Raw genomic sequence first — 25,769 nt, 5'->3', positions numbered from 1 at the left:
GTAGCGCGAGTTTGATCAGCGTTGGCGTGGCGGTTTTTGAACTGATCCTCGAAACAAAATGTGTATCGACGATCGGTCAGCGCTCTGTTTCGTGATGCCGCCCGAGATGGATTGCGGCGGCTGCGTGGTGATCGAAAGCCGCCCGTCACAATCGGCCAAGTGACTCTTTTCGCGGACAGAAGTGCGTTCATTGGGGGAGCCGAAGCGGCCTGAAATGATCTAGGTCGCAGATAATGTGTCGGAATTAAGCCTATGATATTGTTTGTGAAAATTCACCCAATGTGATTTGCGGAGGGTGCGCTTTCCGTCCAGTTTCAGGCCGTCCGGTGCTGTCGTTTCCCAAGGCGGCGGTCCGGAAAAGTGAAACAGCACGGAGTGCTTACCAATGAAGAAGACCCTCGCAACCACCGCTGCTCTGCTCGCCTTCCTCGGCACCGCCTATGCCGCGACCGTTCAGGGCACCATCCAGGCCGTCGACCCGACGACCAAGTCGATCACCCTCGACGACGGCAAGATCTACCAGCTGTCGCCCGAAGCGACGATCGGGAAACTGAAGGTCGGCGCCAAGGTGGCGGTGACCGTCGATGACAAGACCGGCATCGTGACGTCGATCAAGAAGGCCTCGTAAGGCGAGGGCATCGTGCGTCGGCAGACCTGCTGACGCAATTTCAGACCCTGTTCCATTCTGGCCGGTCCTCCGGGGACCGGCCATTTCGTGCCCTTCACCCTCGACGCCAGGCAAACCGCCGTCCCGGCGGCGCCGCTATGGTTTTTGCCAAAGAGCCGCGCTATCCCTTGGCCAGCGGGGGATAGTCATGGCCGACGAGCAAAAAGGGTTTCGCCTGTCGCGGCGATTGCTGCTGGGTGCGGCTGTCGTCGGCGGCGCGGTGCTGTGGGGCGGCAACACGGTGGCGCGGCTGGCACGCGGACCTTCGGGGCCGAAGAACGCAGGACGGATAGCCGATATAGACGGCTTCGCGCTGCCTCTGAAGCCGCTGGACAATGCGCCGGCCTTCGATGCGTCACTGCCCTGGTCGGCAAAGGGTGGTGACATCAACGATGCCAGCGGCCTGTCGATGACGCCGGTCTACGGCGTGGTCGAGGTCAGCGGGGACGAGCACATCGTCAAGGCCCTGGCCTTCGCGCGTGCCAATGGGCTGAAAATATCGCTGGCCGCCATCCGCCATTCCATGGGCGGGCATGCCTTCGACGACAACGCGCTGGTGCTCGACCTCAGAAAGTTCAACAGGGTCACCGTCGATGCGGCGGCCAAGACCATGACCTTGCAGCCGGGCGCGCGCTGGCATGACATCCAGAACCTTCTGCATCCGCACTTCGCGGTGAAGGCGATGCAGTCGACCGACATCTTCTCGGTCGGCGGTTCGCTGTCGGTCAATGCGCATGGCATGGACCACCAGGCGGGTTCGGTGGCGGGCTCGATCCGCTCGATGCGGGTGATGCTGGCCGACGGTTCGGTGACGACCTGCTCGCCGACCGAGAACACCGATCTGTTCCGCCACGTCGTCGGCGGTTACGGCCTGTTCGGCGTGGTGCTGGAGGCGACGCTCGATATCGTCGACAACGCCGTCTACCGCACCTCGCGCGAAATCATCAAATCGGACGATTTTCCGGAATTCTTCGCCAAGGTGCTGGAGCCGAACAAGGATATCGGCCTGTTCTACGGCCATCTGTCGACGGCGCCCGGCAATTTCCTCGAGGACATGATCGTCTACCGTTACGACAAGGTGGCCGAGCGGCCGCCGGCCGATCAGCCCGAGATCGGCGAGCCGGGATCGGTCGGGTTGAAGCGGGTGATCATCAACCTGGCGAAATGGGGCAGCCTGTTCCAGGAATTGAAGTGGTTCACCGAAAAGACGCTGGAGCCGAAATTCGAAAGCTGCACGGTGGCGCGCACCTCGGCCATGGCCGAGGGCGAGGCCTGTCTCGTCACCCGCAACAACCCGATGCACGATTCGGTGCCCTATCTGTTCAACGATCAGATGGAAGAGACCGACATCCTGCACGAATATTTTATTCCGCGTGCCGCCTATGTCGAATTCATCGCGGAAGCGCGCGAGATCCTGCGCAAGCAGACGCTGCCGGTGCTCAATGCTTCGGTGCGCATCGTCCACAAAGAAGATGTGGCGCTGACCTACGCGCCGGAGCCGGCCTATTCGCTGGTGCTCTACGTCAACCAGCCGACCGATGCCGACGGCAATGCCAGGATGCGGGCGCTGACGCGGGCGCTGATCGACGTGACGATCAAGCATGGCGGGCGCTTCTTCCTGCCTTACCAGCTGCATTATACGGCCAGGGAATTGCTGGCCTCCTATCCCGAACTGCCGGCCTTCCTGGCGGCGAAGCGGCAGTATGACCCGACGGAACTGTTTTCCTCGACCTTCTACCGTGCCATCAAGGCGCTGAGCGGGGTGTCGTAAGAAGCAGGAGAACAGGCATGCGGATGGTATCGGCGGCGGCACTCATCCTCATCGCGCTGTGCGCTGGCCCTGCCGGAGGCGAGGATCTCAAGGCCTTCAAGCTGACCATCGACGGCGTGACGGTCGATATCGATCCCGGCGAGAGCGCCGATGTGACGCTGCCCGGCGGCAAGCAAAGCAAGGTGACGCTCGCGCGCAACGACTTCGCCACCTTTTCAGGCAGCGATTTTTCCTTCGTCCACCCCAGCGGCATTTCGGTGACCAAGACCGATCTCGGCGATGACATCACGCAGTATCTGATGGCCTCGGCGCTGGGCACGATCGTCGTCGTGCAGGAGTATGGCGCCATGAACCCGGTGTCGCTCAACCAATTGATGCTGCAGGAGATGACCAGGCAATCGGTGCAGGCCGGCGCCAAGCTGACGCAGGGGCCGACCACGCGCAAACTCGCCGACGGCAAGGAATTGACCGGGATCCGGGCCGAGGTGAAGACACGCACCGACACCGCCGATTTCGAGATCGTCGGCTTCGGCCTGGCCGATCGGGGGCTGCTGTTCATCACCCGCATTGCCGGCGAGGACGCGGCGACCGAAAAGCCGCTTGTCGACAAGTTCTGGCAGAGCCTGAAAGTCAGGTTCAGGCCGGACTAGGATCGTGTCTCAGTGTGGATTTCGGCTGGGGTTTTGCGTATCGGCGGCTCAAGTTATTCTGATGACCCCGGGGTTGGAGATCCTGCAGCATGGCGAAGCTCATTTTCAGAATGAACCAGTCACTCGACGGCTATGTCGACCACCAGAAAATGCCGTCGGGCCCGACAATCTTTCGTCACTGGATAGAGCAAGTGCGCAATTTGAGCGGCAGTGTGTACGGTCGCGGCATGTACGAGGTCATGCGCTATTGGGACGAAGATAGTCCTGAGTGGAGCGCGGAGGCGCACGAATTCGCGGCGGCGTGGCGGAGCCAACCGAAGTGGGTTGTGTCGCGCTCGCTGAAGTCGGTCGGCCCCAACGCAACACTTGTCGCGGATGACGTCGAGGCGGTGATACGCGGGCTTAAGGCTGAGCTCGTCGGGGAGATTTCAGTTTCTGGACCAGGCCTGGCACGAAGCCTGACCGACCTTGGTCTTGTCGATGCGTACCAACTCTACCTCCATCCGTTCGTGCTTGGTCATGGCAAGCCATTCTTCGCCGGCCCCCGGCCGCCGCTTCGCTTTGTGGCCAGCGATTTGATTGGCGACGACGTGATCAGGTTGACCTATGTGCCTGCCTGATCACGCGGTCATCGAACCGAGACGCCAGCGGGCCTACAGCCCCTTCGGCATCAGGCCAGCCAGCCAGTTCACAGAGCGCTTCGCGGCGTCGGCGGTTGCCGAGGCGGCGCGGCCGAGATCGGTCTTGACCACGGCGTAGCCGTTCTTGGTGCGATAGAGCACACCGGTTCCGCCATCGACCACCTGTTCATAGGCAACGGGCCGGGCGGCGTCGGCTTCCATGGCGGTCGTCGGCGAACCGACCGAGACGCTCGGCCGGTGGCTGAGTTCCGGCGGCAGCGGGCTTTCGGTTCTGACGACGCGGCTGGCGGGCTTCAGTTCCGGGCGCGATGCGGTCGCGGCCAGCTGCGAGGAGGACGACGAACCCTTCGTGCGGCAAATGCCGGAGACGAGCGGATAGTTGAAATTGCGCTCGTGCAGCATCTGGCTCTTCATCGCGGCTTCGCATTCGGCGACGGTCGACCATTTGGCCGGCGTCTCGCCGATATATTCGCAAAGCTTGGCGTCGCAGTCGCAGCCGACAATGGTCATGGCGACAAGGGCGGTCTTGATCACGGTCTTGTCCCTTCGAGATGCCCCCCCGGCAGCCCTTCCATTTCTTCCCATTCCTTCGCGCGCGAACAAGGCGGGATTTGGCCGCGATTGTGGAATGGGCGTGGCGGAGGCCAGGAAATGCCTAATCTTGGCCGGGCGTGACCGAAAGGCCTCAGTAATCGTAGACGTGTTCGAGCCTGGCGCCGGACTTGATCAGCGCCGGCAGCACGAGATGCAGCTTGCGCACGGCAACGATCATGCCGGTGCGGCGCGTGGATTGATCGGCCGGCAGCGGATAGCTGAACAGGATGCGCATGCCTTCGGGAACGGCGATCGTATCGGTGGAGAGCACCGTGACCATGATCTCGTCATTGCCGCCGATCTCGACGAAGGAGACGCCCTTGTCGATCAGGCGCGGGATCATTTCGGTGAAGACCTGATAGCGCCTGGTGACGAAGACGGTGCCGTCAGCGCCCATGTCGCGTTCGAGCAAGGTGTCGGGCTCGTTGCGCGTGGCTTCGCCGACGGGTCCCTTGGCCCAGACATGGATGTCGAGCAAGGCGGGGTCCATTGTGGCGGCGAGGGCTTTTTTTATCAGGTCGGCATAGCCCTGCTTGATGGTGTCGGCGAGGCCGAACGCCAGCTTGCGTTCGCTGGTGCGGATCGAGCTGTCGCCCGGCGCCGGCTGCACGGCAAACAGGCCGGCACGCTTGTCGGCATACGGGAACTGATACCAGGGCACCTGGTCGAGAAACGCGGCATAGTCCGCCGCGACCTTGGCCTGATAAATGTCGGCGGCGGTGCGCTTGGCCGTCGTCGCCTCGGTGATGCGGCCGACCGTGTTCTCATAGGCCCACTGCAATATATGCTCGATCGAGTGGCTGGTGCCGATGATGACCAGCATCTGGTGGTTGGCGTAGTTGAACTTGTAGGGAGCGCTGGCGCGGATGACCATGGCGTAGTCCTGCCAGAAGCGGCCGATATAGGACCAGTAGGGGAAGCCGCTCGGTTGCTCCTTGTCGACGAAGCCGGCATATTCGCGCGCGGCGTAGACGATCGCCCATTCCGGATAGGTCAGGAAGGTCGATTCCTCCGGCCGCTGGTAGCCGGGGATCTCGGCGCGGACCTTGTCGGCCAGCGCCTTGGGCGGGGCGCCGTCGGCAATGCCGGGCAGCGGCGTCTTGTCGAGCGACGACGTCGTCAGGAAGCCGTAGCTCAGCCCGGCGATCGGGATGAGGATGACGACGACGATCAGCCAGAGGATCGTCTTGATGATGCGCTTCAGCCAGCGGAACAGGAACATGCCTGGTCAGGCCGTGGCGAAGTGGTCGTGTACGCGCCTGGCCAGCCGGAAGCCGACATAGACGGCGAAGCCGCCAATGACGATGTGCGGCAGGTTGGCGAAGAAGCGGGCCGGGAATTCGATATCGTTGAGAGAGCGGAAGCCGTTGATGAAGATACCGGCGTCGAGGCAGCCGGAACCGGTGACCAGCCCGAGCACGCCGTCGAACAGGTAGACCGAGCCGAACAGCTTGAAATAGAACACTGCCTGGCGGTGGGAGATGAAGGCGGCGGCCAGCGCCCAGACGCCGGAGAAGGCGTGCAGCAGGTCGTCGTACCATTGCAGCGAGAAAAGGCCGAACAGATTGCCGTTGGCATCGTTGAACGCCGGTATGTAGCCGATGGCGACGACGCCGAAGAACAGGAAAGCATAGGCAACGGCAAGCTTCTGGATGAGCGTCATGAAGTATCCCCCTTCTACGAGCCCATTTGTAAACGCTACTCTGCCGGCCGCCTGACGCGGTTTTCTGCGCTTCCGATGCTCACGGACTCAAAGGTCCGCTACGCTTCGGTTCTCGAAAACCACGCCATCCGACTCGGCAGAGCGCGTTTTCAAACGGGCTCTGACCAGGCGATACTAACCGATTTTAGCGCGTGGAGAAGCGGCGCTCGCAAGATCGCCGCCAAAGGGCATCGGGGGGCCAAAAAGACAGTCGGCGCCGGGATTTCTCCCAGCGCCTCCCTGTCAGATCAGGACACGGTCGCGGCAGCAACTTCCGTAAAGTCGTCGCGCCTTGCCGGCCTTGATTTTGACGGTCCTGCCAGTCCGCCGCCCGAGAGCAGCGTCCGTTCGGGACCACGCCGGTCTCCACCCTTGCGAGCTTTGCCCTGCGCACCATCGAAGGTTTTTGCCGTCCTTCATGGCAGCATCGGTCCGCCGTCGGCGTTGGCACGCTTTCCGCGGCCCCGTAGGTCTCGGCTCCGTCCCTCGAAACAGGCAAGCCTGCTCTCGCTTCGGGCCGTACGGGCCTCAGGAAATCCGCCTTTCACTTCGCCTTTCGGCTTGATGATCGGTAGCCGCCTGAGATGGGTTTAATGTACGCCGAGTAAGGGTCCTGGGGAATGGCCGCTGCCCTGTGGATAGCGGGATTACCGGGGATCGTTAGCCACAAACCGGGGAATTCGAGCGCCGGCTGCTTTAGACAGCCCGCCCGCTTTTTTGCGTACAAGCCGACAGCGCCCCTTGCTCCGCCGGTGGTCGCGGGCTTCAATGCCGGCAAAGGATCGGACCTGCATGTCCGGCGCCGGGGAGGGCGGGTATTTTGAAAGTCGGAGTGGTTCTCAACCCGATTGCCGGTGGCGGCCGGCTGAAACGGCATTGGCCTGATGTCGCCGTGTCGCTGAAAAAGCATTTCGGCGAATTCGAGCTGCGCGAAACGCAGGCCGAAGGCGATGCCGAAAGGCTGGCAATCGATCTCGCAATGATTGGCTTCGATCTGGTGATTGCGGCCGGCGGTGACGGCACCGCCAGCGAAGTGGCCGACGGGCTTCTGCAGGCGGCCCAGGAGAGCGGCCGGATCACTGAACTTGGCCTGTTGCCGTGCGGCACCGGCATCGATTTCGCGCGCGGGCTCGGCCTGCCGAAAGAGGTGGATGCCGTGCTGAAGCGGTTGGCCGAAGCCAAGGGTCGCAAGGTCGATGCTGGGCGCATCGGCTACATCGACGATCACGGCGCGCTGGCCAGCCGGCACTTCATCAACATCGCCAGTCTGGGACTTTCCGGCGCCACCGACCGCGCCGTCAATGCCGACAAGCGCAAGGGCAGGATGTCGGCCAAGGCACTGTTCCTGTGGCGCACCGTGGTGGAGTTCATCCGTTACCGTTTTCAGGACGTCAGGATCACGGTCGACGGCGGCGCACCCGTCGAAGCGCGCATGGCGCTGGTGGCGGTCGCCAATGGAAAGTTCTTCGGCGGCGGCATGATGATCGCGCCGGATGCCGACCTGACCGACGGGCAGTTCGACATCGTCATTCTGCGCGCGGCCGGCAAGCTAAAGCTGATCTGGGACATCCGCCTGCTCTATGGCGGCCGGCACCGCAACCATCCGGCGATCACCATCCTGCGCGGCAGGAAAGTGGTGGTCGAGCCGCTCGGCGATGCGTCAGAGAATGGCGCGCTGGTCGATATAGACGGCGAGTCGCCGGGACGCATACCCGCGACCTTCGAGATCCTGCCGGGTGCATTGACGCTCAGATACTGAATCAAGCCGTTGACAGATTGATTCAGATGAATCCGCCCATCAATCCAACGTCCTGAAATCGCTTGATAACTGGCTGATGTCAGAGTTCCAGCTTGGCCGGAAAACCGGGCGCGCGCAGGTCGGTATCGACGGCATCCTCGAGCAATTTGACGATCTGGGTGGACCAGGCGCTGCCGCCATATTCCTGTTTGCCCATCTGGAAAATCTCACTCACAAGCGGCGCCAGTTGGAGCGGCAGTCTGAATTCCCTGCCCATCGCCAGCGCGAAGCCGAGGTCCTTCAGCGCCAGGTCCATGGTGAAGCCGATGTCGTAGGAGCCGTTCAAGATGAGCTGGCTTTCGGTCTCATGGACGAAGCTGTTGCCGGAGGAGGCTGAGATGGCATGGTAGGACTGGGCGAGGTCGAGCCCGCCCTGTTTCGCCAGCATCAGCGCCTCGCCGGCGGCGACGAGATGGATGAAGGCGAGCATGTTGGTGATCACCTTGATCACCGCCGCCGAGCCGACCGGACCCATCAGGAACGACTTTGCGCACATCGCCTCGATGGCCGGCCGATGACGTTCGTAGAGCGCTGGATCGCCGCCGACCAGCGCGGTGATCTTGCCAGCCGCCGCCAGATGCACGCCACCGGTGACCGGGCATTCCAGCGTCTCGACGCCCCTGGCCGAGGCGAGGGCCGCAAGGCGAAGAATCTCGTCGCGGCCGTTGGTGGACATCTCGATCCAGGTACCGCCCTTGGGAAGGCCCTCCAGCAATCCGCCGGGTCCGGCCAGCACCGCTTCGCTGACCTTGGGCGAAGGCAGGCACGTGATGGCATTGCCGGCCCGGGCGGCGGCCTCGGCCGGGCTGCTCGCGGTAGTGGCGCCGAGCGCCACCAGGCGCTCGGCGGCGGCCGGATCGCGGTCGAAGACGGTGACGGCAAAGCCGTTGCGGATCAGGCTGGCGGCAAGGTTGCCGCCGAGATGGCCAAGCCCGATGAAGGCGTAGCTTTCGCTCACGGCATCAGCGGCGTCTGCGTCATCTGCAGATGCAGGTCCTTGCCCGTATAAGGATGCGCGTCGCAGACCGCTTCGTTCAACTCGACGCCGAGGCCGGGCTCCTTCGAGGGGATGACATTGCCGTCCTGCCACTCGATCTTCTTCTTCAAGAGCGTGGCATGGAAACCGTCCCACTGCTTCAGCGATTCCAGGATGAGGAAGTTGGGCAGTGTCACCGCCAGCTGGATGTTGGCCGCACCGACGATCGGCCCGCAATAGCAGTGAGGGGCGATCTGGATGTGGTAGGCCTCGGCCATCGCCGCGATCTTCTTGGTTTCGAGAATGCCGCCGGAGCGGCCGAGGTCCGGCTGCAGGATGGTCGCGGCGCGGTTCTCGATGACGCGGGCGAACTCGAATTTGGTGGTCAGCCGTTCGCCGGTGGCGATCGGGATCGAGGTCGCGCGGGCCACTTGCGCCATGACCTCAGGCATGTCAGGCGGCACCGGCTCCTCGAACCACAAGGGATCGTAGGGCTCGATGGCGCGCGCCATGCGCAGCGCGCCGGACGCTGTGAACTGGCCGTGCGTGCCAAACAGGATGTCGGCGCGGGTGCCGACCGCTTCGCGGATCGCCTTGATCATGCGGGTGGACAGGTCGATATCGACAAGACGCGGCTGGTGGCCGTCGAAGGCGGTGTAGGGGCCGGCCGGGTCCAGTTTGACGGCGTTGAACCCCTGTTCGACATATTCGAGCGCGCAGGCGGCGGCGAGATCGGGGTCGTTGTAGACGTTCTTGCCGTGCGCATCCTCGGAGTGGACGCTGCCGGTGTGCGGATAAAGATAGGTGTAGGAACGCAGCGTTTCGTGCACCTGGCCGCCGAGCAGTTTGTAGACCGGCTTGTCGGCCTCCTTGCCGATGATGTCCCAGCAGGCCATTTCCAGCGCCGAGAAGCAGCCCATGCCTGACACGTCGGGCCGCTGGGTGAAGCCGGACGAATAGGCGCGGCGGAAGAAGTTCTCGATGTCGTGCGGATCGCGGCCGACGAGATAGCGCTCGGCCATGTCCTCGACCATCCGGGCGGTAACATGGGCGGAGAAGGTGGCGTTGTAGGCCTCGCCATAGCCGACCACGCCGCCATCGGTGGTCAACTTGACGAAGATGAAATACTTGCCGCCGATGCCGGGCGGCGGATTGTCGACAACCCAGGTCTTGACGTCGGTGATCTTCATTTTTGGTCCTCCAGAACCAGTTCGGCGCCCTTCCAACCGGTCATGATCGAGGCGGCGTTGGTGTTGCCGGTGATGTTGTCGGGGAAGATCGAGGCGTCGATGACGCGCAGGCCGTCGATGCCGTGCACCTTGAGACGCGGGTCGACGACGGCGCGCGCCGGATCGGGCCCCATGCGGCAGGTCGAGACCGGATGATAGACGGTGCCCGAGCGCTTCCTGAAATCCTGAATCAGGTCTGCATCGGAAGTGATTGACGGGCCTGGCAAAACCTCTTCCTCGATGATCTCGGCCATGGCAGGCATCGAGGCGATCTTGCGGACGAATTTCACCGCCGCCAGCATCTCCTCGACATCAGCATTGGTGGAGTAGGCATTGGCCGTTATCCTGGGGTACTCGCGCGGGTTGGCCGAGCGGATCATGATCTCGCCACGGCTCGACGGGCGGCAGTTGGACAGGCCGATGGAAAAGCCCGGCCATGGGTCCGGCGTCAGGATCGGGCGCTCGCCGCTCTTGGGAATGACGGTCGAGAACGCCTGGAAATAGAGCTGCATGTTGGGCCGCGTCGCCGCCGAGTCGGTGCGGAAGAAGCCGCCGGCATTGTTCATCGACAGCGACAGCGGGCCCGAACGGGTCAGGATATATTGCATGCCGACCAGCAGCTTGCCCCACCAGGGACGCAGCGTCTGGTTGAGCGTCGGCAGCTTGCCCTTGAAGGTGTAGTTGATGCCGACATGATCCTGCAGATGCGCGCCGACATTCTCGTTGGCCTGGACCATCCGGATGCCCAGGCCTTTCAGCAGCGCGGAGGGCCCGACGCCGGACAGCTGCAGCAATTGCGGCGAGTTGACCGAGCCGCCCGACAGGATGACTTCGCGACCGGCACGCGCCGTCTTCGTCTCGCCGTTCTGCTGGTATTCGACGCCCACGGCGCGCTTGCCCTCGAACAGCACCCTGGTCGCCAGCGCCTTCATCTCGACGCGGACGTTGGCGCGCTTCATCGCCGGGCGCAGGAAAGCGCGCGCCGCCGACATGCGGCGGCCGTTGCGGGTCGAGATCTGATAGACGCCGACGCCTTCCTGGGCAGCGCCGTTGAAATCCGGGTTGAAGGGCAAGCCGGCCTGCTGGCCGGCGGCGAGATAGCGTTTGGTCAGCGGGTGGACGGCGCCCGAACAGTCTGTGACATGCAGCGGGCCGCCGACGCCGCGCCATTGGTCTGCGCCGGCCTGGTTGTCCTCGAGCGCCTTGAAGGCGGGCAGCAGATCGTCATAGCCCCAGCCGGGATTGCCGGCGGCGGCCCAGGCATCGAAATCCTCGCGCGCGCCCCTGATCCAGACCATGGCGTTGATCGAGCTCGAACCGCCGAGCAGCTTGCCGCGCGGCCAGTGGTCGGCATTGCCGGCGAGCCCCGGGTCCGGCTCGGCCTTGTAGTTCCAGTTGACGTCGGGATCGAAGAAGGTCTTGCCGTAGCCGAGCGGCATCTGCACGTAGAAGCGGCGGTCGCTGCCGCCGGCCTCCAGCACCAGCACCGAGAAGCGCCCCGAGGCCGACAGTTTTTCAGCCAGGACCGAGCCGGCCGAGCCGGAGCCGACGATGATGAAATCATAGGTCTGCATGATGGAAATGGGAGGCTCCGAAAAATTGGCTGCAGCCTAGACGCGACGGCATTCCGAAGTCGCCGCGCCATCCGGCATCAGTTGTGAAAAAAGCGACCGTCGAACCGATCAGGTTTGCGGGGATTCCCGACAATCGCGCTTGATATCTATCGTCCCGACAGCCTATGCGGTGGCACTATCTTGGCGCATAACTTTTCGGAATTATGCTCTGGCCACTCTGCGGAAGGCAGGAAATCATATGCGGACCCTCCCTGACGCGTTCATTCCCGAACTGCCGGGCCACTACAGCGGCAAGGTCCGCGAAAACTACGATCTGGCGGATGGCCGGCGCATCATCATCGCCACCGACCGGCTCAGTGCCTTCGACATCATCCTGACCTCGATCCCCTACAAGGGAGAGATACTGACCCAGACGGCGCGCTACTGGTTCGAGGAAACCGCCGATATCTGTCCGAACCATGTTCTCGAATACCCCGACCCGAACGTCGTCGTCGGCACGAGGCTCGACATCCTGCCGGTCGAGATCGTCGTGCGCGGCTATCTGGCGGGAACCACCAGCACCTCGATCCTGACGCGCTACAAGCGCGGCGACCGCGACATGTACGGTATCCGCCTGCCGGACGGCCTGCGCGACAATGAAAGACTGGCCGAGCCGATCATCACGCCGACCAGCAAGGCCGCGCATGGCGGCCATGACGAGCCGCTGTCGAAAGCCGAGATCCTCGAACAGGGTCTTCTCACGCAGGCGCAGTGGGATACCGTGTCCGGCTACGCTTTGCGGCTGTTCGCCCGCGGCCAGCAGCGCGCCACCGAGCGCGGCCTGATCCTGGCCGACACGAAGTACGAATTCGGCACCGACAGGAACGGGACCATCATTCTTGCCGATGAAATCCACACCCCGGACAGCAGCCGGTACTGGATCGCATCGAGCTACGAACAGGCGCTCGCCGACGGCAGCCGGCCGGAGAGTTTTGACAAGGATTTCATCCGCTCGTGGGTCTCGGCGCGCTGCGATCCCTATAGCGACCCGATCCCCAAAATACCCGACGAGATCGTCGAACAGGCCTCGCGGGTTTACGCGCAGGCCTATGAGGCGATCACGGGCAAGGAATTCTCGCCGGATCTTTCCGGAGACAGCGTGCTCGATCGCATTCGCACGAATCTCAGGCGCTATTTCTGATCAACCTTTGCCGGGCGTTGGCTGACGGTGCATCAAACGAAAAACCCGCCTGTGCGGCGGGTCACTGGCGCAAATCAGCACCATAGGCAAAAATGTACCATAGCTGAGGTCACCGAGTCAAGAAAAAATTCCTATCGGGAGAAGCTCCGGGGCCTCGTGGCCATGCCGTGGCGCGTTGACCTTCGGGCGGCGTGACGATACGGGATCGAGGGCAGCCGGTCTCGAAGGATTTCTCGCATGGTGCACTACGCTGAAGGACGGCCGCTTGGCGATCTGACGCTGCGCACCCTGGCCATGCCTTCGGACGCCAATGCGGCCGGCGACATTTTCGGCGGCTGGGTGATGGCGCAGATGGACCTGGCCTGCGGCATCCGCGCCGCCGAGCGCGCCAAGGGCCGCGTGGTGACGGCGGCGGTGAAGGAGATGTCGTTCGCCAAGGCGATGAAGATCGGCGACACGCTGTGCATCTACACCCATGTCGAGCGCGTCGGCCGCACCTCGATGACGCTCAAGGTCGAGGCCTGGGCGCAGCGCTACCTCTCCGACCTGATGGAGAAGGTCACCCATGCCGATTTCGTCATGGTGGCGCTGGATGGCGAGGGCAAACCGAAAGCGGTTCCCGCCGAAGGCTGACGCAAGCCGTTTCTCCCAGGCTTGGTCATTTGTAACAGCGCCCGTGCGGGAGGCGCTTTTCGCGACATCCAACGGTTGCCTCCATGCCCGATCCTGCTGCAATCGGAGGAGAGACAATGCGTCAACATCTGCTGAACGGTTGGCTCGTGGCGGCCCTGGTCGCGACGACCTGCCTGCTCGGCGTGACCGCTTACGCGGAGGTGAAGGAAGACATCTCGCGCGTCGCCTGCACGCGTGGAGGACAGGCTCCTGGCGAGCGGGGCGCACGGTGTGATACCTGTGCCGCCGCGCGATGCGATGTGCGCGCATCAGGAGCCTGAGCGGCAGCCGTCAGGGGACCGCATGAGCGGCAATCCGCCAGCCAAACCGGCGCGTGCATCCGGGCACGATCCGCGCAGCCGAGATAGAATTTCCGATCAGACAAGCCGGATGTTGCGTGCGGGGCTGAATCCCTTGCCGCGCAAGGATTTCAGACGCGGGCGCCGTCGAATTTTTCGCGCGCCGCCTTGACGCGCATGGTGTTGGCGCGCGCCCATTCGCTCAGTGCGCTGACGGGGATCAGCAGCTCGTGGCCGAGCTCGGTCAGCTCATAATCGACGCGCGGCGGAATGGTTGGAAACACGGTGCGGGTGACGAAGCCGTCACGCTCCAGCCCGCGCAAGGTGGTGGTCAGCATCTTCTGCGAGATGCCGCCGACGGCTGCGCGCAATTCGTTGAAACGCAGCGGTCCGTCGCCCAGCTTGCCGACGACCAGAACGGTCCATTTGTCGCCGACGCGCTGCAGGATTTCCGAGATGGCGCGGCAGTCTTCGGAGCGGTGTGGGTGCCTCGGTAACAAAAAAGTGCCTTCTTGTGCATCGCGTTTGCAGTATCTCATATAGCGCAGGTATCCAAATGATACCAGTACTTCGTGCAAGGAGAGCCCTTATGTCCAAACCCAAAATTGCCATCGTCGTCGGATCGACGCGCGCCGCTCGTTTCGCCGATGTGCCAACCCAGTGGATCGCCAAGATCGCCAAGTCGCATGCCGACATCGATGTCGAGATCGTCGACCTTCGCGACTTCCCGCTGCCGTTCTTCGACGAGGTCGCATCCTCCGCATGGGCGCCGTCGCAGAACGAAGTGGCACAGCGCTGGCAGAAGAAGGTCGCCGAATTCGACGGCTTCATCTTCACCGCCGCCGAATACAATCACGGCCCGACGGCGGTGCTGAAGAATGCCATCGACTACGCCGCCAACGAATGGAACAAGAAGCCGGCCGGCTTCGTCGGCTATGGCAGCGTCGGTGGCGCTCGCGCCGTCGAACAGCTCCGCCTTCATGCCGTCGAATTGCAGATGGCGCCGGTCAAGTCGGCCGTCCATATCGCCTGGGGCGATTTCCTCGCCGTCCGCCAGGGCGAGAAGAAGCTGGAAGACCTCGAGCATCTGAACCAGGCCGCCACAGCTCTGGTCAACGACGTTGCCTGGTGGGCCAAGGTGCTCAAGGCAGCGCGTCAGGCCGACGCCGTCGCCGAGGAAGTCAAGGCGGCCTGACCGCCGGTTCGAATTATCCTCCCAAGGATCCGGGGCGGCGCTTGCGCCGCCCTTTTTCAATTATAGCGGCTCAAATCGAAAGCTGGCACCGGATCGGACGACACGGCCGACACCGGGCGAATCCAGATGCGCGCCGGCAACGAAACAATGATCGTCGGCAGCAAGCGCCAGCAACCGCAACCGGCTTTCGCGCGCCTGGTCCTGATCGGCATCGAATTCCCACGTCACCTCAGGTCGATCGAACTGAAGCGATGGGACGTGAACGGTGTCGCCCCAAATCAGAATGCGTTCGCCACCGCTCGAAACACGAAAGCAGCTGTGTCCCGCTTCATGGCCATGGGCTTCGACAATGTCGACATGTGTCCCGATACGGTCTCCGGCCTCGAAGGGTTCCGCCATGCCGTGAAATCGTTCGAGCCGCGCTTCGGCGCGAAAAAAGCCGAGTTCTTCCCCGGGAACGAGCAAACGCGCCAGGCGCGGGAAAGCGTCGCGGCCGTCGGCAAGCACAAGACCATGGATGTGGTCGAGATGGGTGTGGGTGAAACAGACGGCACGGACTCGTCCGGCATCGATGCCAGCTTCGTCCAGCGCCTCGGGAAGTCGGCCCATGGTGGGATGCCAGGCGTTCGAGGCACCGGTATCGATCAGGATGATTCCGTATCCATCGTCAATCGCGAAGGCATTGACGGACAGTCTGAGTTGACCACCAACCAATGCGACTTGTTGCGGCAATTCATCGCCAAATGGCTTGTCGCCGGGTTGCCGAAGCCGTCCGATCGGCATGTCGACATAGCCATCGCGCAAGGAGGTGATGCGCAAGTCACCAAGATCGTAGGTCTGATAAAGGTCGCCCGAAGCCATGCGGTGCATTTTTTCCGATCCGTTCTGCAGACAACCGGCAACATGCGACGGGCCAGCTGCGTCGGCAACCCGCCCCGTCAATTCGATCTGTGCCATGGGTGCGTGCGTCGCCTGCCGTGGCCGGATGATGCAGTCGGCGAGGCGGTCCGTTTCGTTCAACTCGCCGGCATGGTGCTGATACCCTGATGTCACGATAGCCTCGGCCCAATCGGGGTTGGACTGCTACATCGACCGGGCTGCCATCTGGTCGCGCCCTTTGCCCTGATATATCCGGCTGCGATCCGTCACATGAGTGAAGCCGTGAAGACATCCAGCCTGACCGGCGCCGTTTCCCCGATGATCCCGGTGCTCGTATGCGCGCTTGCGATCTTCCTGCTGTCCGGGATGGATGCGGCGATGAAGATCCTGGTCATCGCGGTCGGGGTCTACAACACCTTGCTGTGGCGCAGCATGGTCGCGGCCGTGGTCGCGGGCGCAGCCTGGTTGGCGGGACCACGCTTAAAGCCGACCATTCCGGTGCTGAGGCTGCATGCGCTGCGTGCCGCAATTGTCGGCGTCGTGCTGATATCCTTCTTCTGGGGCTTGGCCAGGCTGCCGCTCGCGGAGGCGATCGGGCTCAGCTTCGTGGCGCCCTTGTTTGCGCTGTTTCTCGCCGCGCTGCTGCTGGGCGAACGGATCCGACGCCAGGCTGTCTGGGCATCGTTGGCCGGCATCGCCGGCGTCGCCATCATCATGGCCGGCCAGTTCGGGCAGGCAGACTATTCGCAGGACGCCATGCTCGGCACGGCAGCGGTGCTCGTATCGACCGTGTTCTACGGATACAATCTGATCCTCGCCCGGCAACAGGCGCAGTTGGCCAAGCCGATCGAGATCATGCTGTTCCAGAACCTTTGCGTTGCCATCCTGCTCGGCCTCGCGGCACCCTGGCTCGCCGTCGCCCTGCCGAGCGATCTTTGGCTTCCTTTGGCCGGGGTGACGGTGCTGTCGCTCGCCGGGCAATTCCTGATGAGCTGGTCCTACGCCCGCGCCGAAGCGCAATATCTGATCCCGACGGAATACTCGGCCTTCATCTGGGCGGTCGCGCTTGGCTGGTTCTTCTTCGGCGAGGAGGCGACCTGGACCACGCTGACGGGAGCGTGCCTGATCGTCGCCGGCTGCCTGATCGCCGCGCGGGCCAATCCCAGGCTTGCCGAGCCCATCGAAGTGGCGGTTTGAACGTCGACGTTCAACGCCCCGCAGGATCGCGAAATACCCCAGTCTCCACCTCGTGCATGAAGTGAGCGATGAGAGCCGCGCATTGGCGATGATGCGTTTCGAGAAGCATGTGCCCGCTCTCAAAGACATGGATTTCGACGGCGTCGAGATCGCGGCTGTAGGCCATGATCTCGTCCAGCGCGAAGAAGGCGTCGTGGCGCCCCCACAGCACCAGGCATGCTGGCTGTTGGTCGCGGAGATAGGCCTGGATGGCCGGGAAGCGCGCGATGTGCGAGCCATAATCGGTGAAGAGTTCGAACTGAATGTCGGTGTTGCCGGGCCTCGCCAGGCGCTCCGTATCGAGATACCAACCCTCGGGCGGAAACAACACTTTCAGACGCTCGGGGAGACCGCCGATATATTGGTTTCGGGTCCCCTCGAAATTCATCCAGTCCGGCAGTTTGGCGCGGTTTTCTTCAGTCGGTTCGGCGAAGAACGCCTTCGGCGCGTCCCATTCCGGTCCCAGCCCCTCGTCATGAGCGTTGCTGTCCTGGGCGATCAGGCCGAGGATGCGATCCGGACGCCGTGTGGCGAGATGATAGCCGACGGGCGTGCCGAAGTCAGTGATGTGGAGGAAGAATCGCTGGAGGCCGAGGGCCTCGATGAAGGCTTCGATCGTGCTGGCCAGGTTGTCGAACGTGTAGTCATAGGCATCGATGGAAGGGGCGGACGAAAAGCCGAAACCGGGCAGATCCGGCGCCACCACATAGGCTGTCTCCGCCAGCGGTTCGATGACATTGCGATAGACGTGCGACGAAGTCGGATATCCGTGCAGCAGCAGGATTGCCGGTCTGCCGGGATCGCCGGCATGACGGTAGAAGATGTCGAGGCCGTCGACATTGATGGTTTCGTGGCGGGTCTTGTAACGATTGCTGCACATCCTCTCCCTCCCAGGGGTTCCGCGCCGATCTGGCGACGCGCTGGCTTTGACACCACGTATCCGTATGATAGTGGTTACATCATGTAACCGTATAATCCGGTTAATGAGGTTATGTTCCATGGGCGATGAATACACCGAATGGGTACCGGATCACTTCATAGGCGGGCATCCCGCTTTGGACCTGTCGAACGCCGTGTTCGACCGGCGGGCGCCGGCAACAGACAATGAACTCTTCAAGTCCGTCCGGGATGTTGCGAACTGGTTCAGCGCCTCAGGGCTTGCCGACGATCGCCAGGCGCAGGCCGTTGCCGAGATAGCGGATGGGCGGTTCGTGGAAGGGGTCCGCGAAATGCGGGAGGCGTCATTTCAGGTTTTCGAGCCAATCGCCGCGGGCAAACCGTCTGCGGTCGAACCGCTCGGCGTGTTGTTCTCGCGCACGGCAAGCTCGCTTGCCGCCGGGTCTATCGAGCTGGATGGCACCAGGCCGGAGCTTGCCCTTGGCCGGTGGCGCGATCCGGACGCCGTCACCGCGTTGCTGGCCATGCTGTCCATCCAAGCGTTCTTCACCCTGCCGCGCGACAGGCTGCATTCCTGCCCTCGCTGTGGCTGGCTTTTCCTCGATACGTCGCGAGGTGGCAAGCGGCGCTGGTGCAGCATGCGCACCTGCGGCAACCGCGAGAAGGTGTCGCGCCACCGAGATCATGCCGACGTCTAGACGCACCACGTCGCCTTTGCTGCGGGCGGCCGGATGCCGGCGCGTCACTCCGGAAGACCGGCCTTGCGAAAACCATCGACGAAATGCTCGTGCGTAGCGGCGTCGCGGAATGGCTCGGTCGTCGCCCAGTGATGGGTTGTGAAATGCGGGTTGCCGACGAGGAACAGTTCAGCCTCTGCGCGCGCCTCGTCGAGCCGGCCGAGTTGGGCCATGCTTGCCGCCAGGAAACGGCGTGAGCTTGTGCGATAGGTCTCGTCACGGCGCAACGTCTCGATAGCGGCTTGGTAGTCGCGCGCCGCATATTGCGCCTGGCCGAGCGTCAGATAGTACCAGCTCGCCGGAAACGGGTTCAGCCGGAACGCCTTGCCGATGTGCTCGAGGCCCTCTTCGACCCGTCCGGCCAGGACCGCGATGTCGGACAATGCCGCCCAGGTGTCGGCCTCGTTCGGGTCGAGCTCGATCGCTTTGGCGAATTCCGCATCCGCTTCAGTGAAGCTGCGCTCATAAGCAAGCAGATAAGCCAGGATCCAGCGACAGCCGGCGTCGTTGGGATCGATCGCCACCGCCTTGCGCGCCAGCTCCAGGGCAACGCTGCGGGCAGCCTCGGTTGGTCCGCCCCAATGCACCTGTCCCATCCAGTGGTTCATGGCAAGCCAACGATAGGGCTCGGCATAATCAGGATCGAGCGACACCGCGCGCGTCAGCATCAGATGCGCTTCCTGCGCCATCTGCGGCGAGTCGTCGATCAGCTTTCGCGCCCGCACGCAGAGGTCGTAGGCCTCCAGATTTCGCGGCCGATTGCGCGGCGGCGGCGCGCGCAGCTGGCCAAGCAGCGCTTCCACGATCTTGGCCGTCACCTCGTCTTGAACGGCAAAGATATCCTCCAGGCCGCGATCGAAGCGTTCCGCCCACAGATGATCGCCACTCATCGCGTCGACCAGCTGTGCGTTGATGCGCACGCGCCCCGCGGCGCGTCTTGCACTGCCTTCCAACAGGTAGCGCACGCCAAGATCCCCGGCGATCTCGCGCACGTCCATCGCTTTTCCCTTGTAGGCAAAGGTCGAGTTGCGGGCGATGACGAACAGGCCGGAGATTCTGGACAGGTCGGTGATCAGGTCTTCCGTCAACCCATCCACGAAGGGATCCTGCTCGGGATCGTTGCTGAAATTGACGAAGGGCAGCACGGCTATCGACGGTTTGTCGGGCAGCGGCAAGGGTTTTCGCCTGGCCTCGCCCAGCTGTTCGACGGCCCCCGTGAAACGGTAGCCGACGCGCGGAACGGTGGATATCCATTCGCCGTTGTCGCCGACGGGGCCAAGCAGCTTGCGCAGCTGCGCGATCTGGACGGTGAGATTGCCTTCCTCGACGGCCGTGCCCGGCCACGCGGCGTCCATCAGTTCGGCTTTTCCGAGGATTTCGCCGGGCCGCCCGACGAGTGCCGCAAGCAGGCTCAGCCCGCGATAGCCGACGGCAACGGGGACATCGTTCCGAAGCAGCGTTCCCGCACGCGGATCAAGCACGAACGGACCAAAGGCAAAACGCGATCCCTGCATAGGCGCATCTATAGGGCCGCTCTAGCTCGTTTGGAAGTTTTGGGAACTATTTGGGAGGGCTTAATTACGGCGCCGTCCGTATCGCGCAGAATTCAACCTCATCGAGAGCCCCAGGCCCTCAAACCATATGGAGGTTGCCATGACCAATACCCTCACTTGTGCAGCGCGGCCGGGAACGCCCGTGCGGCCGGCATCGCGCCGGCTCCTGAAGACCCTGCGAAGCATCATCGCGAGCTGGCACGATCGGACCTGGCGCGAGCGCATACGCTTTCGCTGGCAGCTCAGGCAAATGTCGAAGGACAATCCGCATCTGATCGACGACATCGGCCTGACGATACAGCAGGTCGAGGGAGAGATCGCCAAGTCCTTCTGGGAACGATAGAGCGAAATGCCGCAATTGCGTCGACCGTCAGCGCACCGGGGCGCCGGCCAGGCGGGTGGCGATCAGCTTGTCGATGCGGCGGCCGTCGAGATCGACCACCTCGAAGCGCCAGCCCTGCGCGTCGACGCATTCGCCAGTCGCCGGCAGATGGTGCATATGCGACAGCACATAGCCGGCAACGGTTTCGTAATCGCGGTTTTCCGGCAGGTCGATGCCGAGAATGTCGGCCATCTCGTCGGCCTGCATGTAGCCGGCGAGCAGCCACGAGCCGTCCTCGCGCTTGACCGCGTTTTCCTCGTCGCCGGCGTCGGTGTCGGCGCGGAACACGCCGGTGATGGCTTCCAGAATGTCGGCCGGGGTGACGATGCCTTCGAAATGGCCGTATTCGTCATGCACCAGCGCCATCGGCACGTCGGATTCCTTTAGCTTCTGCAGCACATCGAGCGCGTCGGCCTGGTCGTAGACGATGGGGGCTGCGCGCACATGCCTGCGCGGATCGAGCACGCGGCCGGCAAGCAGTGCGGCCAGCACATCACGCGTCTGGACGACGCCGACCATGACGTCGACGCCGCCGTCGCCTGCCGGCAGGCGCGAATGCTGGGTTTCCATGAGCAGCTTGCGGATGGCCGCCTCGTCGGATTGCAGATTGATCCAGTCGACTTCGGTGCGCGGCGTCATCACCGCGCGCACGGCGCGGTCGCCAAGCCGCATGACGCCGGCGATCATGCGCCGCTCGTCGGATTCGATGGTGCCGTGATGCTCGGCCTCGGCGACCAGCATCTTGATCTCCTCGTCGGTGACCTTTTCCTCGCTTTCGCCGCGCTGGCCGAGCAGCCACAATATGGTGCGGCCGGAGAAGTCGAGCAGGAAGACCAGCGGCGCCGAGACCGTGGCGAGGATGGTCATCGCCGGAGCGACCCTGGCTGCGACCCGCTCGGGATCACGCAACGCGATCTGCTTGGGCACCAGCTCGCCGACGATCAGCGAGAAATAGGTGATGATAGCAACGACGATGCCGACGCCGAGCGGGTCGGCGACAGTCTCGCGGATGCCGGTCGAAGCCAGGAACTGCGCCAGCCGTTCGCCGAGCGTGGCGCCGGAAAAGGCGCCGGAGAGGACGCCGACCAAGGTGATGCCGATCTGCACCGAGGACAGGAACTTGCCGGGATTTGAGCCAAGATCAAGGGCGCGGCCGGCGCCATTGGTGCCGCGGTCGATCATCGCTTTCAGCCTGGCCGGGCGCGACGAGACGATGGCGAGCTCGGACATCGACAAAAGGCCGTTCACGCAGATGAGGACGACCACGATAGCGATTTCGACGTATAACATGAGCGGTCAATAGCATTGTGGCGCGGTCTTCGAAAATAGTCCGGCGTGATTTTTGAGAAATGACCGGTATTTCGCTCACGCGGCATCCCAGGGCGGCGCCGAAAAATGTTCGACGAGGGCGTCGACGACAACCCGCACCTTTGGCGTGAGCGCGCGCGTCACCGGCCAGACGGCATGCACGACGATGTTCTCGACCAGGCATTCCGACAGCACCATTTCGAGATCGCCGCTTTTGAGGCTGTCGGCGGCCAGCCATGTCGGCAGGAAGGCGATGCCGCAGCCGGCGAGCGCCGCATCCAGCATCGGTTCGCCATGGCCGAGAACGAGCCGCGCCTTGGGCACGAAGGTTGCGAGATGGCCGTCGGAATGTCTGATCACCCAGGGGCGGACGATGCCCTCGCGACCGTAGCCAATGACGCTGTGGTCGGCGAGATCCTCGACCGATTGCGGCCGGCCATGCCTGTCGAGATAGTCGCGAGCCGCGCATATGGCCGAGCGCTGAGCGTAGAGGCGCCTGGCCGCTAGCGACAGGCTGTCGTCGAGTTCGCCCATGCGGATCGCCAGGTCGATGCCCTCCTCGATCAGGTCGACGCGGCGGTCATTGAAGGAGACTTCAACCGTCAGGTCCGGAAATTTCCTCGAAATCTCGAACAGCACGGGAGCGACGCAGCGTCGGCCGAAGGCCAGCGGCACGTCGACCCGAAGCCGGCCAGACGGGACCTGCCGACGCGAGGCGAGCAGCGACTGTGCGGCTTCGATCTCGGCCAGGGCCCGGACGCAGGCTTCATAGTAGCCGATGCCTTCGCTGGTCGGGCTGAGACTGCGGGTGGTGCGGTTCAGCAAGCGAACGCCGAGCCTCTGCTCCAGCTGCGCGATCGATTTGCCGATCGCCGACTTCGTCACATGCAGCCGCTCGCCGGCGCTAGTGAAGCTGCCGGCCTCCACCGCCTGAACAAACGCAACGGTGCCTTGCAGGTCGGCCGTTTCCATGGCAATTTCCTATTGTCGACTTTTAGTCCGCAATCAGTGTCAAATTATACCGCACGGAAGCACTATTTTCTATAGTCGAAAGGCATAAATGTCTCGCCTGGCATCAATGCACGGAGCGCGAGACGACATGAGCACCCCAATCAACAGATCCTGGCAGATGAGCGGTTTTGGCCTGTCGAGGCTAAGCCAGGTGGAAGGCAAGGTGCCCGAGCCAGGGCCGCACGATTTGCTGGTCCGGACCAAGGCCGTATCGCTCAACTACAAGGACAAGATGATCGTGGACGGCGTGCTGATCCCCGACCTTGCCTTTCCCTTCGTGCCGACATCCGACGCGGTGGGCGAAGTGGTGGCCGTCGGCAGTGCGGTCAGCCGCTTTCAGGTCGGCCAGCGCGTGCTTGGCCAGGTGATCGCCGATTGGCCGGATGGCGACGCACCGCCGGTGCTGCATAAGCACACGCTGGGGTCGTCGCTGTCGGGCATGCTTTCCGATCATGTCATCTTCGGCGAGGACGCCGCGGTGCTGGCGCCGCCGTCGCTCGGCGACATTGAGGCCGCGACATTGCCGATCGCGGCGCTGACGGCCTGGTTCGCCATGGCCGAGGCGACCAAACCGGTGCCGGGTCAGACCATTCTGATCCAGGGCACCGGCGGCGTGTCGCTGTTTGCGCTGCAGTTCGCCACTGCGTTCGGCCTGCGCGCCATCGTCACCTCAAGCAGCGATGAAAAGCTTGAGCGGGCGAGAAAGCTTGGCGCCTGGCAAGGGATCAACTACCGCACGCAACCGGCCTGGGACGATGCCGCGCGTGAACTGACGAACGGGCTGGGCGTGAACCACGTGCTGGAAATGGTCGGCGGCGACAATGCACGGCGATCTCTGAACGCGCTGGCCGCCGACGGCCGGCTGTCGATCATCGGCCTGCTGGGCGCGATGGAGCTCAGCTTTCCCATCCTGCCCTTCATGCGCAACCGCATCACCGTGCAGGGCCTGTCGATCGGCCATCGCCGTGCTTTCGAGCGTATGAATCAGGCGATCGAGGCGCTGGCGATCAAGCCGGTCATCGACAAGGTCTTTGGCTTCGATGAGGTGCCGCAGGCCTTGCAACATCTGGAGAAAGGGCCGTTCGGCAAGATCGTGATCACCACGACCTGACTTTTGCGATGTCATGGCAACTGCTTCAACACGCCGACAATTGCCTCGCCGTCCGTAAAATAGGGATCGCCGCCGCCATTGCGTCCCGCCTTGGTGGCGCCGACGCCCGATATGTCGCTGGTCGAGAGCAGCATGCCGGCAGTGGCCAGGTCGCGCATCAGGAAATCGCGCTCGGCGTCGATGTCGGGGCCGATATGGTGGGTGACGGCGCCGGTGTCGTGGCTGAAGCCGACGCCGCGATCGAAGCTGGCCGAGCCCAGCCACAGCGGCCGGCCATCGTCGCCGCTTGCATCGGTCTGCCAGAAGCGGACATGATGCCGTCGGTCGGCGCTGATGCCCTCCGGCTTTTCGAAGGCGAGATCCTGGGCACGGCCATCGAACAGCAGCCTGCTGACCGGCGCATCGGGATAGGGGTGGTCGAACAGCACGCTTTCACCGATCTCGATCGCGGTCTTCAGGGTGACGGCGTCGGCGGTGTCCCAGCCGGCGACGGCAAAGGCGTGGACCACCTCCTTCTGCGTGCCGACAAGGCCGACATTGATCGGGTCGCCCGGAATGCCTTGCGGCGTGTGCGTCAGCATCTCGAAGCGATGCGTGCGAAAACCTCGATCGCGGAACGTCCAGAATTCCGGTGCGGCGAAATAGGCGAGCGCCAGATACGCGGCCAACAAGGTCGCCGCCCAGATCATAATGCGTCGCCGAACGCTTCGTTGACTCATGAATGCCGCTCAAATGTTCCGGCATCACATTAGGCGTTGTCATGGCATTCAGGCAAAGGATACCCGGCACCGATCTAACGGCAGGCGCGATAACCGTTCTTGCGGTTCTTGATGTCGAAATGAAAATGGTTGCGGTGGTCGTAATTGTAGCCGGGGCCGAGCACGGTGGTGAAGTACTGGCAGCCGTCGGCGCGCACATTGTTGAGGAAGCCACGGGTGCGGAAGGCGAACAGGCCGGGCTTGCGCACGTCGATGTCGTCGCCATTGTTGAGCTCGATGCTCATGACGTCGAGCGCATTGCCCTTGCCGTGTTCGGACAGGACGCCTTCGCCGGCAATCCGGCGGCAGGAATAGCTGGAGCCCTGGTGTATGGTCTTGACGCCGGAGAAATAACGCCAGCGGGCGGAGGGAACGAGTTCGTTCTTCGTCCAGCCGGCAAAGGTAGCTGCCATGTCGCAGGTCAGGGTTGCGGCGGGTTTCATCTGGATGTTGCCGATGGCCGAGACCTTGACCGGATAATCGATGCCGCACTGGCCTTCATGGATCGGCGCCAGATCGGTGTAGGCGACATCGAGGCGCTTCAATTGCTGACGGCAGTCGGTTTCGCTGGCCGGCATCTGCTCGACGGGCGACATCGGCTCGTCCATGCGCGGATAAGCGGCCTGCGTCATGTACGGATTGGAAGGGACAAGCTTCTGCATGCCGGCATATTGCGGCACGGCAGCCGTCTGCGCGCCGACGTCGACGGCCGGCTGCAGCGACAGCACACTGCCGGTGTTGCAGGCGGAAAGCGCCGCCAGCGCCAGACCGGCGGTCAGCATTGCTGCATATCTTGACTGGCGCGCGGTGGCGAAAAACACGGCCCGAAATTTGCCGGCCATTGGCGGAATCCCGTTGATGGATATCCGGCATTTTAACGATCAAGGGTAAAGGAAAACTCAGCGTCCGCGTTCATGCCTGCGGCCGAATTGCGGCACGCGGCCTGGAT

At 63.2% G+C, this 25,769-nt stretch carries 27 protein-coding genes; 13 read left to right on the top strand and 14 right to left on the bottom strand.

Going from position 1 to position 25,769, the window contains the following annotated elements; genetic code table 11:
- Positions 1-385 precede the first annotated feature (385 nt).
- The 4 genes from A4R29_RS22430 (at position 386) to A4R29_RS22415 (ending at position 3,708) form a co-directional block, all read left to right on the top strand.
- Positions 386-628, top strand: a complete 243-nt coding sequence (locus tag A4R29_RS22430) for a DUF1344 domain-containing protein (protein WP_013530037.1) — start codon at positions 386-388, stop codon at positions 626-628.
- Positions 629-815: 187 nt separating this feature from the next.
- Positions 816-2,438 carry an FAD-binding oxidoreductase gene (locus A4R29_RS22425; protein WP_063172925.1) on the top strand — a complete coding sequence of 541 codons (1,623 nt, stop codon included), beginning with the start codon at positions 816-818 and terminating at the stop codon, positions 2,436-2,438.
- Positions 2,439-2,455: 17 nt separating this feature from the next.
- Positions 2,456-3,088: a hypothetical protein gene (locus A4R29_RS22420; RefSeq protein WP_063172924.1), complete on the top strand. Its 633-nt coding sequence runs from the start codon at positions 2,456-2,458 to the stop codon at positions 3,086-3,088.
- An 89-nt stretch (positions 3,089-3,177) separates the two neighbouring features.
- Positions 3,178-3,708, top strand: a complete 531-nt coding sequence (locus A4R29_RS22415; RefSeq protein WP_063172923.1) for a dihydrofolate reductase family protein — start codon at positions 3,178-3,180, stop codon at positions 3,706-3,708.
- 33 nt (positions 3,709-3,741) lie between these two features.
- Here A4R29_RS22415 and A4R29_RS22410 read toward each other — a convergent pair whose 3' ends face one another.
- From A4R29_RS22410 to A4R29_RS22400, 3 genes are all read right to left on the bottom strand, one after another.
- Positions 3,742-4,263 (bottom strand): hypothetical protein, encoded by a 522-nt coding sequence (locus tag A4R29_RS22410; RefSeq protein ID WP_013530041.1) that lies wholly within the window; start codon positions 4,261-4,263, stop codon positions 3,742-3,744.
- A gap of 151 nt (positions 4,264-4,414) precedes the next feature.
- A complete protein-coding gene (locus tag A4R29_RS22405) occupies positions 4,415-5,545 on the bottom strand; it encodes a hypothetical protein (RefSeq protein WP_063172922.1) in 1,131 nt (376 codons plus the stop codon).
- A 6-nt stretch (positions 5,546-5,551) separates the two neighbouring features.
- Positions 5,552-5,986, bottom strand: a complete 435-nt coding sequence (locus tag A4R29_RS22400; RefSeq protein WP_063172921.1) for a hypothetical protein — start codon at positions 5,984-5,986, stop codon at positions 5,552-5,554.
- 859 nt (positions 5,987-6,845) lie between these two features.
- On the opposite strand from A4R29_RS22400, the gene A4R29_RS22395 reads away from it, so the two are divergent.
- The gene (locus tag A4R29_RS22395; RefSeq protein WP_063172920.1) at positions 6,846-7,784 is read left to right on the top strand and encodes a diacylglycerol/lipid kinase family protein; all 939 of its coding nucleotides are present in this window, start codon (positions 6,846-6,848) and stop codon (positions 7,782-7,784) included.
- A gap of 79 nt (positions 7,785-7,863) precedes the next feature.
- Here A4R29_RS22395 and A4R29_RS22390 read toward each other — a convergent pair whose 3' ends face one another.
- The 3 genes from A4R29_RS22390 to A4R29_RS22380 are packed head-to-tail and all read right to left on the bottom strand — an operon-like array spanning position 7,864 to position 11,602.
- Positions 7,864-8,781 carry an NAD(P)-dependent oxidoreductase gene (locus A4R29_RS22390; protein WP_063172919.1) on the bottom strand — a complete coding sequence of 306 codons (918 nt, stop codon included), beginning with the start codon at positions 8,779-8,781 and terminating at the stop codon, positions 7,864-7,866.
- Positions 8,778-9,989: a mandelate racemase/muconate lactonizing enzyme family protein gene (locus A4R29_RS22385; RefSeq protein ID WP_063172918.1), complete on the bottom strand. Its 1,212-nt coding sequence runs from the start codon at positions 9,987-9,989 to the stop codon at positions 8,778-8,780. The genes A4R29_RS22390 and A4R29_RS22385 overlap by 4 nt, the downstream gene beginning before the upstream one ends.
- Positions 9,986-11,602 (bottom strand): GMC family oxidoreductase, encoded by a 1,617-nt coding sequence (locus A4R29_RS22380; RefSeq protein ID WP_063172917.1) that lies wholly within the window; start codon positions 11,600-11,602, stop codon positions 9,986-9,988. The genes A4R29_RS22385 and A4R29_RS22380 overlap by 4 nt, the downstream gene beginning before the upstream one ends.
- 238 nt (positions 11,603-11,840) lie before the next feature.
- On the opposite strand from A4R29_RS22380, the gene A4R29_RS22375 reads away from it, so the two are divergent.
- The 3 genes from A4R29_RS22375 (at position 11,841) to A4R29_RS33345 (ending at position 13,735) form a co-directional block, all read left to right on the top strand.
- On the top strand, positions 11,841-12,782 hold the full coding sequence (locus A4R29_RS22375) for a phosphoribosylaminoimidazolesuccinocarboxamide synthase (RefSeq protein ID WP_063172916.1): 942 nt from the start codon (positions 11,841-11,843) through the stop codon (positions 12,780-12,782).
- A gap of 237 nt (positions 12,783-13,019) precedes the next feature.
- Positions 13,020-13,415 (top strand): acyl-CoA thioesterase, encoded by a 396-nt coding sequence (locus A4R29_RS22370; protein WP_024504171.1) that lies wholly within the window; start codon positions 13,020-13,022, stop codon positions 13,413-13,415.
- A 116-nt stretch (positions 13,416-13,531) separates the two neighbouring features.
- Positions 13,532-13,735, top strand: a complete 204-nt coding sequence (locus tag A4R29_RS33345) for a hypothetical protein (protein WP_081714341.1) — start codon at positions 13,532-13,534, stop codon at positions 13,733-13,735.
- A gap of 149 nt (positions 13,736-13,884) precedes the next feature.
- Here A4R29_RS33345 and A4R29_RS22365 read toward each other — a convergent pair whose 3' ends face one another.
- Positions 13,885-14,253: a winged helix-turn-helix transcriptional regulator gene (locus A4R29_RS22365; protein ID WP_024504168.1), complete on the bottom strand. Its 369-nt coding sequence runs from the start codon at positions 14,251-14,253 to the stop codon at positions 13,885-13,887.
- An 89-nt stretch (positions 14,254-14,342) separates the two neighbouring features.
- Between A4R29_RS22365 and A4R29_RS22360 the strand changes: the two genes are divergently transcribed.
- Positions 14,343-14,948, top strand: a complete 606-nt coding sequence (locus A4R29_RS22360; RefSeq protein ID WP_013530052.1) for an NADPH-dependent FMN reductase — start codon at positions 14,343-14,345, stop codon at positions 14,946-14,948.
- Between the two features lie 60 nt (positions 14,949-15,008).
- Here the strand turns inward: A4R29_RS22360 and A4R29_RS33340 are convergent, their stop codons facing one another.
- Positions 15,009-15,731 (bottom strand): MBL fold metallo-hydrolase, encoded by a 723-nt coding sequence (locus A4R29_RS33340; RefSeq protein ID WP_244506977.1) that lies wholly within the window; start codon positions 15,729-15,731, stop codon positions 15,009-15,011.
- Between the two features lie 366 nt (positions 15,732-16,097).
- Here A4R29_RS33340 and A4R29_RS22350 point away from each other — a divergent pair, with 366 nt between their 5' ends.
- Positions 16,098-17,024 (top strand): DMT family transporter, encoded by a 927-nt coding sequence (locus tag A4R29_RS22350; protein ID WP_013530053.1) that lies wholly within the window; start codon positions 16,098-16,100, stop codon positions 17,022-17,024.
- A 10-nt stretch (positions 17,025-17,034) separates the two neighbouring features.
- On the opposite strand, the gene A4R29_RS22345 is transcribed toward A4R29_RS22350, so the two are convergent.
- Positions 17,035-18,063 carry an alpha/beta fold hydrolase gene (locus A4R29_RS22345; protein WP_244506855.1) on the bottom strand — a complete coding sequence of 343 codons (1,029 nt, stop codon included), beginning with the start codon at positions 18,061-18,063 and terminating at the stop codon, positions 17,035-17,037.
- On the opposite strand from A4R29_RS22345, the gene A4R29_RS22340 reads away from it, so the two are divergent.
- Complete coding sequence (locus A4R29_RS22340; RefSeq protein ID WP_063172913.1) at positions 18,062-18,658, top strand: CGNR zinc finger domain-containing protein; 597 nt, start codon at positions 18,062-18,064, stop codon at positions 18,656-18,658. The genes A4R29_RS22345 and A4R29_RS22340 overlap by 2 nt on opposite strands.
- Before the next feature lie 44 nt (positions 18,659-18,702).
- Here A4R29_RS22340 and A4R29_RS22335 read toward each other — a convergent pair whose 3' ends face one another.
- Positions 18,703-20,211: a winged helix-turn-helix domain-containing tetratricopeptide repeat protein gene (locus A4R29_RS22335; protein ID WP_063172912.1), complete on the bottom strand. Its 1,509-nt coding sequence runs from the start codon at positions 20,209-20,211 to the stop codon at positions 18,703-18,705.
- Positions 20,212-20,350: 139 nt separating this feature from the next.
- Between A4R29_RS22335 and A4R29_RS22330 the strand changes: the two genes are divergently transcribed.
- Positions 20,351-20,593, top strand: coding sequence for a DUF1127 domain-containing protein (locus A4R29_RS22330; RefSeq protein ID WP_013530057.1), 243 nt, complete (start codon positions 20,351-20,353; stop codon positions 20,591-20,593).
- A gap of 27 nt (positions 20,594-20,620) precedes the next feature.
- On the opposite strand, the gene A4R29_RS22325 is transcribed toward A4R29_RS22330, so the two are convergent.
- Together A4R29_RS22325 and A4R29_RS22320 are read right to left on the bottom strand one after the other, a co-directional pair.
- A complete protein-coding gene (locus A4R29_RS22325) occupies positions 20,621-21,922 on the bottom strand; it encodes a hemolysin family protein (protein ID WP_013530058.1) in 1,302 nt (433 codons plus the stop codon).
- 75 nt (positions 21,923-21,997) lie between these two features.
- Positions 21,998-22,912, bottom strand: coding sequence for a LysR family transcriptional regulator (locus A4R29_RS22320; RefSeq protein WP_063172911.1), 915 nt, complete (start codon positions 22,910-22,912; stop codon positions 21,998-22,000).
- A 127-nt stretch (positions 22,913-23,039) separates the two neighbouring features.
- On the opposite strand from A4R29_RS22320, the gene A4R29_RS22315 reads away from it, so the two are divergent.
- A complete protein-coding gene (locus A4R29_RS22315; RefSeq protein WP_063172910.1) occupies positions 23,040-24,062 on the top strand; it encodes a zinc-dependent alcohol dehydrogenase family protein in 1,023 nt (340 codons plus the stop codon).
- Positions 24,063-24,073: 11 nt separating this feature from the next.
- Here the strand turns inward: A4R29_RS22315 and A4R29_RS22310 are convergent, their stop codons facing one another.
- Both A4R29_RS22310 and A4R29_RS22305 read right to left on the bottom strand, forming a co-directional pair.
- Entirely contained in the window at positions 24,074-24,781 is a 708-nt protein-coding gene (locus A4R29_RS22310; RefSeq protein ID WP_063172909.1) for an LssY C-terminal domain-containing protein, read from the bottom strand.
- Positions 24,782-24,855: 74 nt separating this feature from the next.
- On the bottom strand, positions 24,856-25,662 hold the full coding sequence (locus A4R29_RS22305; protein WP_063172908.1) for an extensin-like domain-containing protein: 807 nt from the start codon (positions 25,660-25,662) through the stop codon (positions 24,856-24,858).
- Positions 25,663-25,769: the final 107 nt, after the last annotated feature.

This window comes from Mesorhizobium ciceri biovar biserrulae (genome assembly GCF_001618845.1).
Lineage (GTDB): Bacteria > Pseudomonadota > Alphaproteobacteria > Rhizobiales > Rhizobiaceae > Mesorhizobium > Mesorhizobium ciceri.
Note: the sequence above shows the minus strand (reverse complement) of the source record. Positions and strands in the feature narration are given on the sequence as shown.

Excerpts from the sequence above, each read along its gene's own strand:
- A4R29_RS22425 (WP_063172925.1), top strand. The coding sequence starts at position 816 with ATGGCCGACGAGCAAAAAGGGTTTCGCCTGTCGCGGCGATTGCTGCTG.
- A4R29_RS22420 (WP_063172924.1), top strand. The coding sequence starts at position 2,456 with ATGCGGATGGTATCGGCGGCGGCACTCATCCTCATCGCGCTGTGCGCT.
- A4R29_RS22345 (WP_244506855.1), bottom strand. The coding sequence starts at position 18,063 with ATGGAACATAACCTCATTAACCGGATTATACGGTTACATGATGTAACC.
- A4R29_RS22340 (WP_063172913.1), top strand. The coding sequence starts at position 18,062 with ATGGGCGATGAATACACCGAATGGGTACCGGATCACTTCATAGGCGGG.
- A4R29_RS22430 (WP_013530037.1), top strand. The coding sequence starts at position 386 with ATGAAGAAGACCCTCGCAACCACCGCTGCTCTGCTCGCCTTCCTCGGC.
- A4R29_RS22325 (WP_013530058.1), bottom strand. The coding sequence starts at position 21,922 with ATGTTATACGTCGAAATCGCTATCGTGGTCGTCCTCATCTGCGTGAAC.
- A4R29_RS22385 (WP_063172918.1), bottom strand. The coding sequence starts at position 9,989 with ATGAAGATCACCGACGTCAAGACCTGGGTTGTCGACAATCCGCCGCCC.
- A4R29_RS22370 (WP_024504171.1), top strand. The coding sequence starts at position 13,020 with ATGGTGCACTACGCTGAAGGACGGCCGCTTGGCGATCTGACGCTGCGC.
- A4R29_RS33345 (WP_081714341.1), top strand. The coding sequence starts at position 13,532 with ATGCGTCAACATCTGCTGAACGGTTGGCTCGTGGCGGCCCTGGTCGCG.
- A4R29_RS22315 (WP_063172910.1), top strand. The coding sequence starts at position 23,040 with ATGAGCACCCCAATCAACAGATCCTGGCAGATGAGCGGTTTTGGCCTG.
- A4R29_RS33340 (WP_244506977.1), bottom strand. The coding sequence starts at position 15,731 with ATGCCGATCGGACGGCTTCGGCAACCCGGCGACAAGCCATTTGGCGAT.
- A4R29_RS22335 (WP_063172912.1), bottom strand. The coding sequence starts at position 20,211 with ATGCAGGGATCGCGTTTTGCCTTTGGTCCGTTCGTGCTTGATCCGCGT.
- A4R29_RS22320 (WP_063172911.1), bottom strand. The coding sequence starts at position 22,912 with ATGGAAACGGCCGACCTGCAAGGCACCGTTGCGTTTGTTCAGGCGGTG.
- A4R29_RS22360 (WP_013530052.1), top strand. The coding sequence starts at position 14,343 with ATGTCCAAACCCAAAATTGCCATCGTCGTCGGATCGACGCGCGCCGCT.
- A4R29_RS22305 (WP_063172908.1), bottom strand. The coding sequence starts at position 25,662 with ATGGCCGGCAAATTTCGGGCCGTGTTTTTCGCCACCGCGCGCCAGTCA.
- A4R29_RS22405 (WP_063172922.1), bottom strand. The coding sequence starts at position 5,545 with ATGTTCCTGTTCCGCTGGCTGAAGCGCATCATCAAGACGATCCTCTGG.
- A4R29_RS22415 (WP_063172923.1), top strand. The coding sequence starts at position 3,178 with ATGGCGAAGCTCATTTTCAGAATGAACCAGTCACTCGACGGCTATGTC.
- A4R29_RS22380 (WP_063172917.1), bottom strand. The coding sequence starts at position 11,602 with ATGCAGACCTATGATTTCATCATCGTCGGCTCCGGCTCGGCCGGCTCG.
- A4R29_RS22330 (WP_013530057.1), top strand. The coding sequence starts at position 20,351 with ATGACCAATACCCTCACTTGTGCAGCGCGGCCGGGAACGCCCGTGCGG.
- A4R29_RS22400 (WP_063172921.1), bottom strand. The coding sequence starts at position 5,986 with ATGACGCTCATCCAGAAGCTTGCCGTTGCCTATGCTTTCCTGTTCTTC.
- A4R29_RS22375 (WP_063172916.1), top strand. The coding sequence starts at position 11,841 with ATGCGGACCCTCCCTGACGCGTTCATTCCCGAACTGCCGGGCCACTAC.
- A4R29_RS22350 (WP_013530053.1), top strand. The coding sequence starts at position 16,098 with ATGAGTGAAGCCGTGAAGACATCCAGCCTGACCGGCGCCGTTTCCCCG.
- A4R29_RS22310 (WP_063172909.1), bottom strand. The coding sequence starts at position 24,781 with ATGAGTCAACGAAGCGTTCGGCGACGCATTATGATCTGGGCGGCGACC.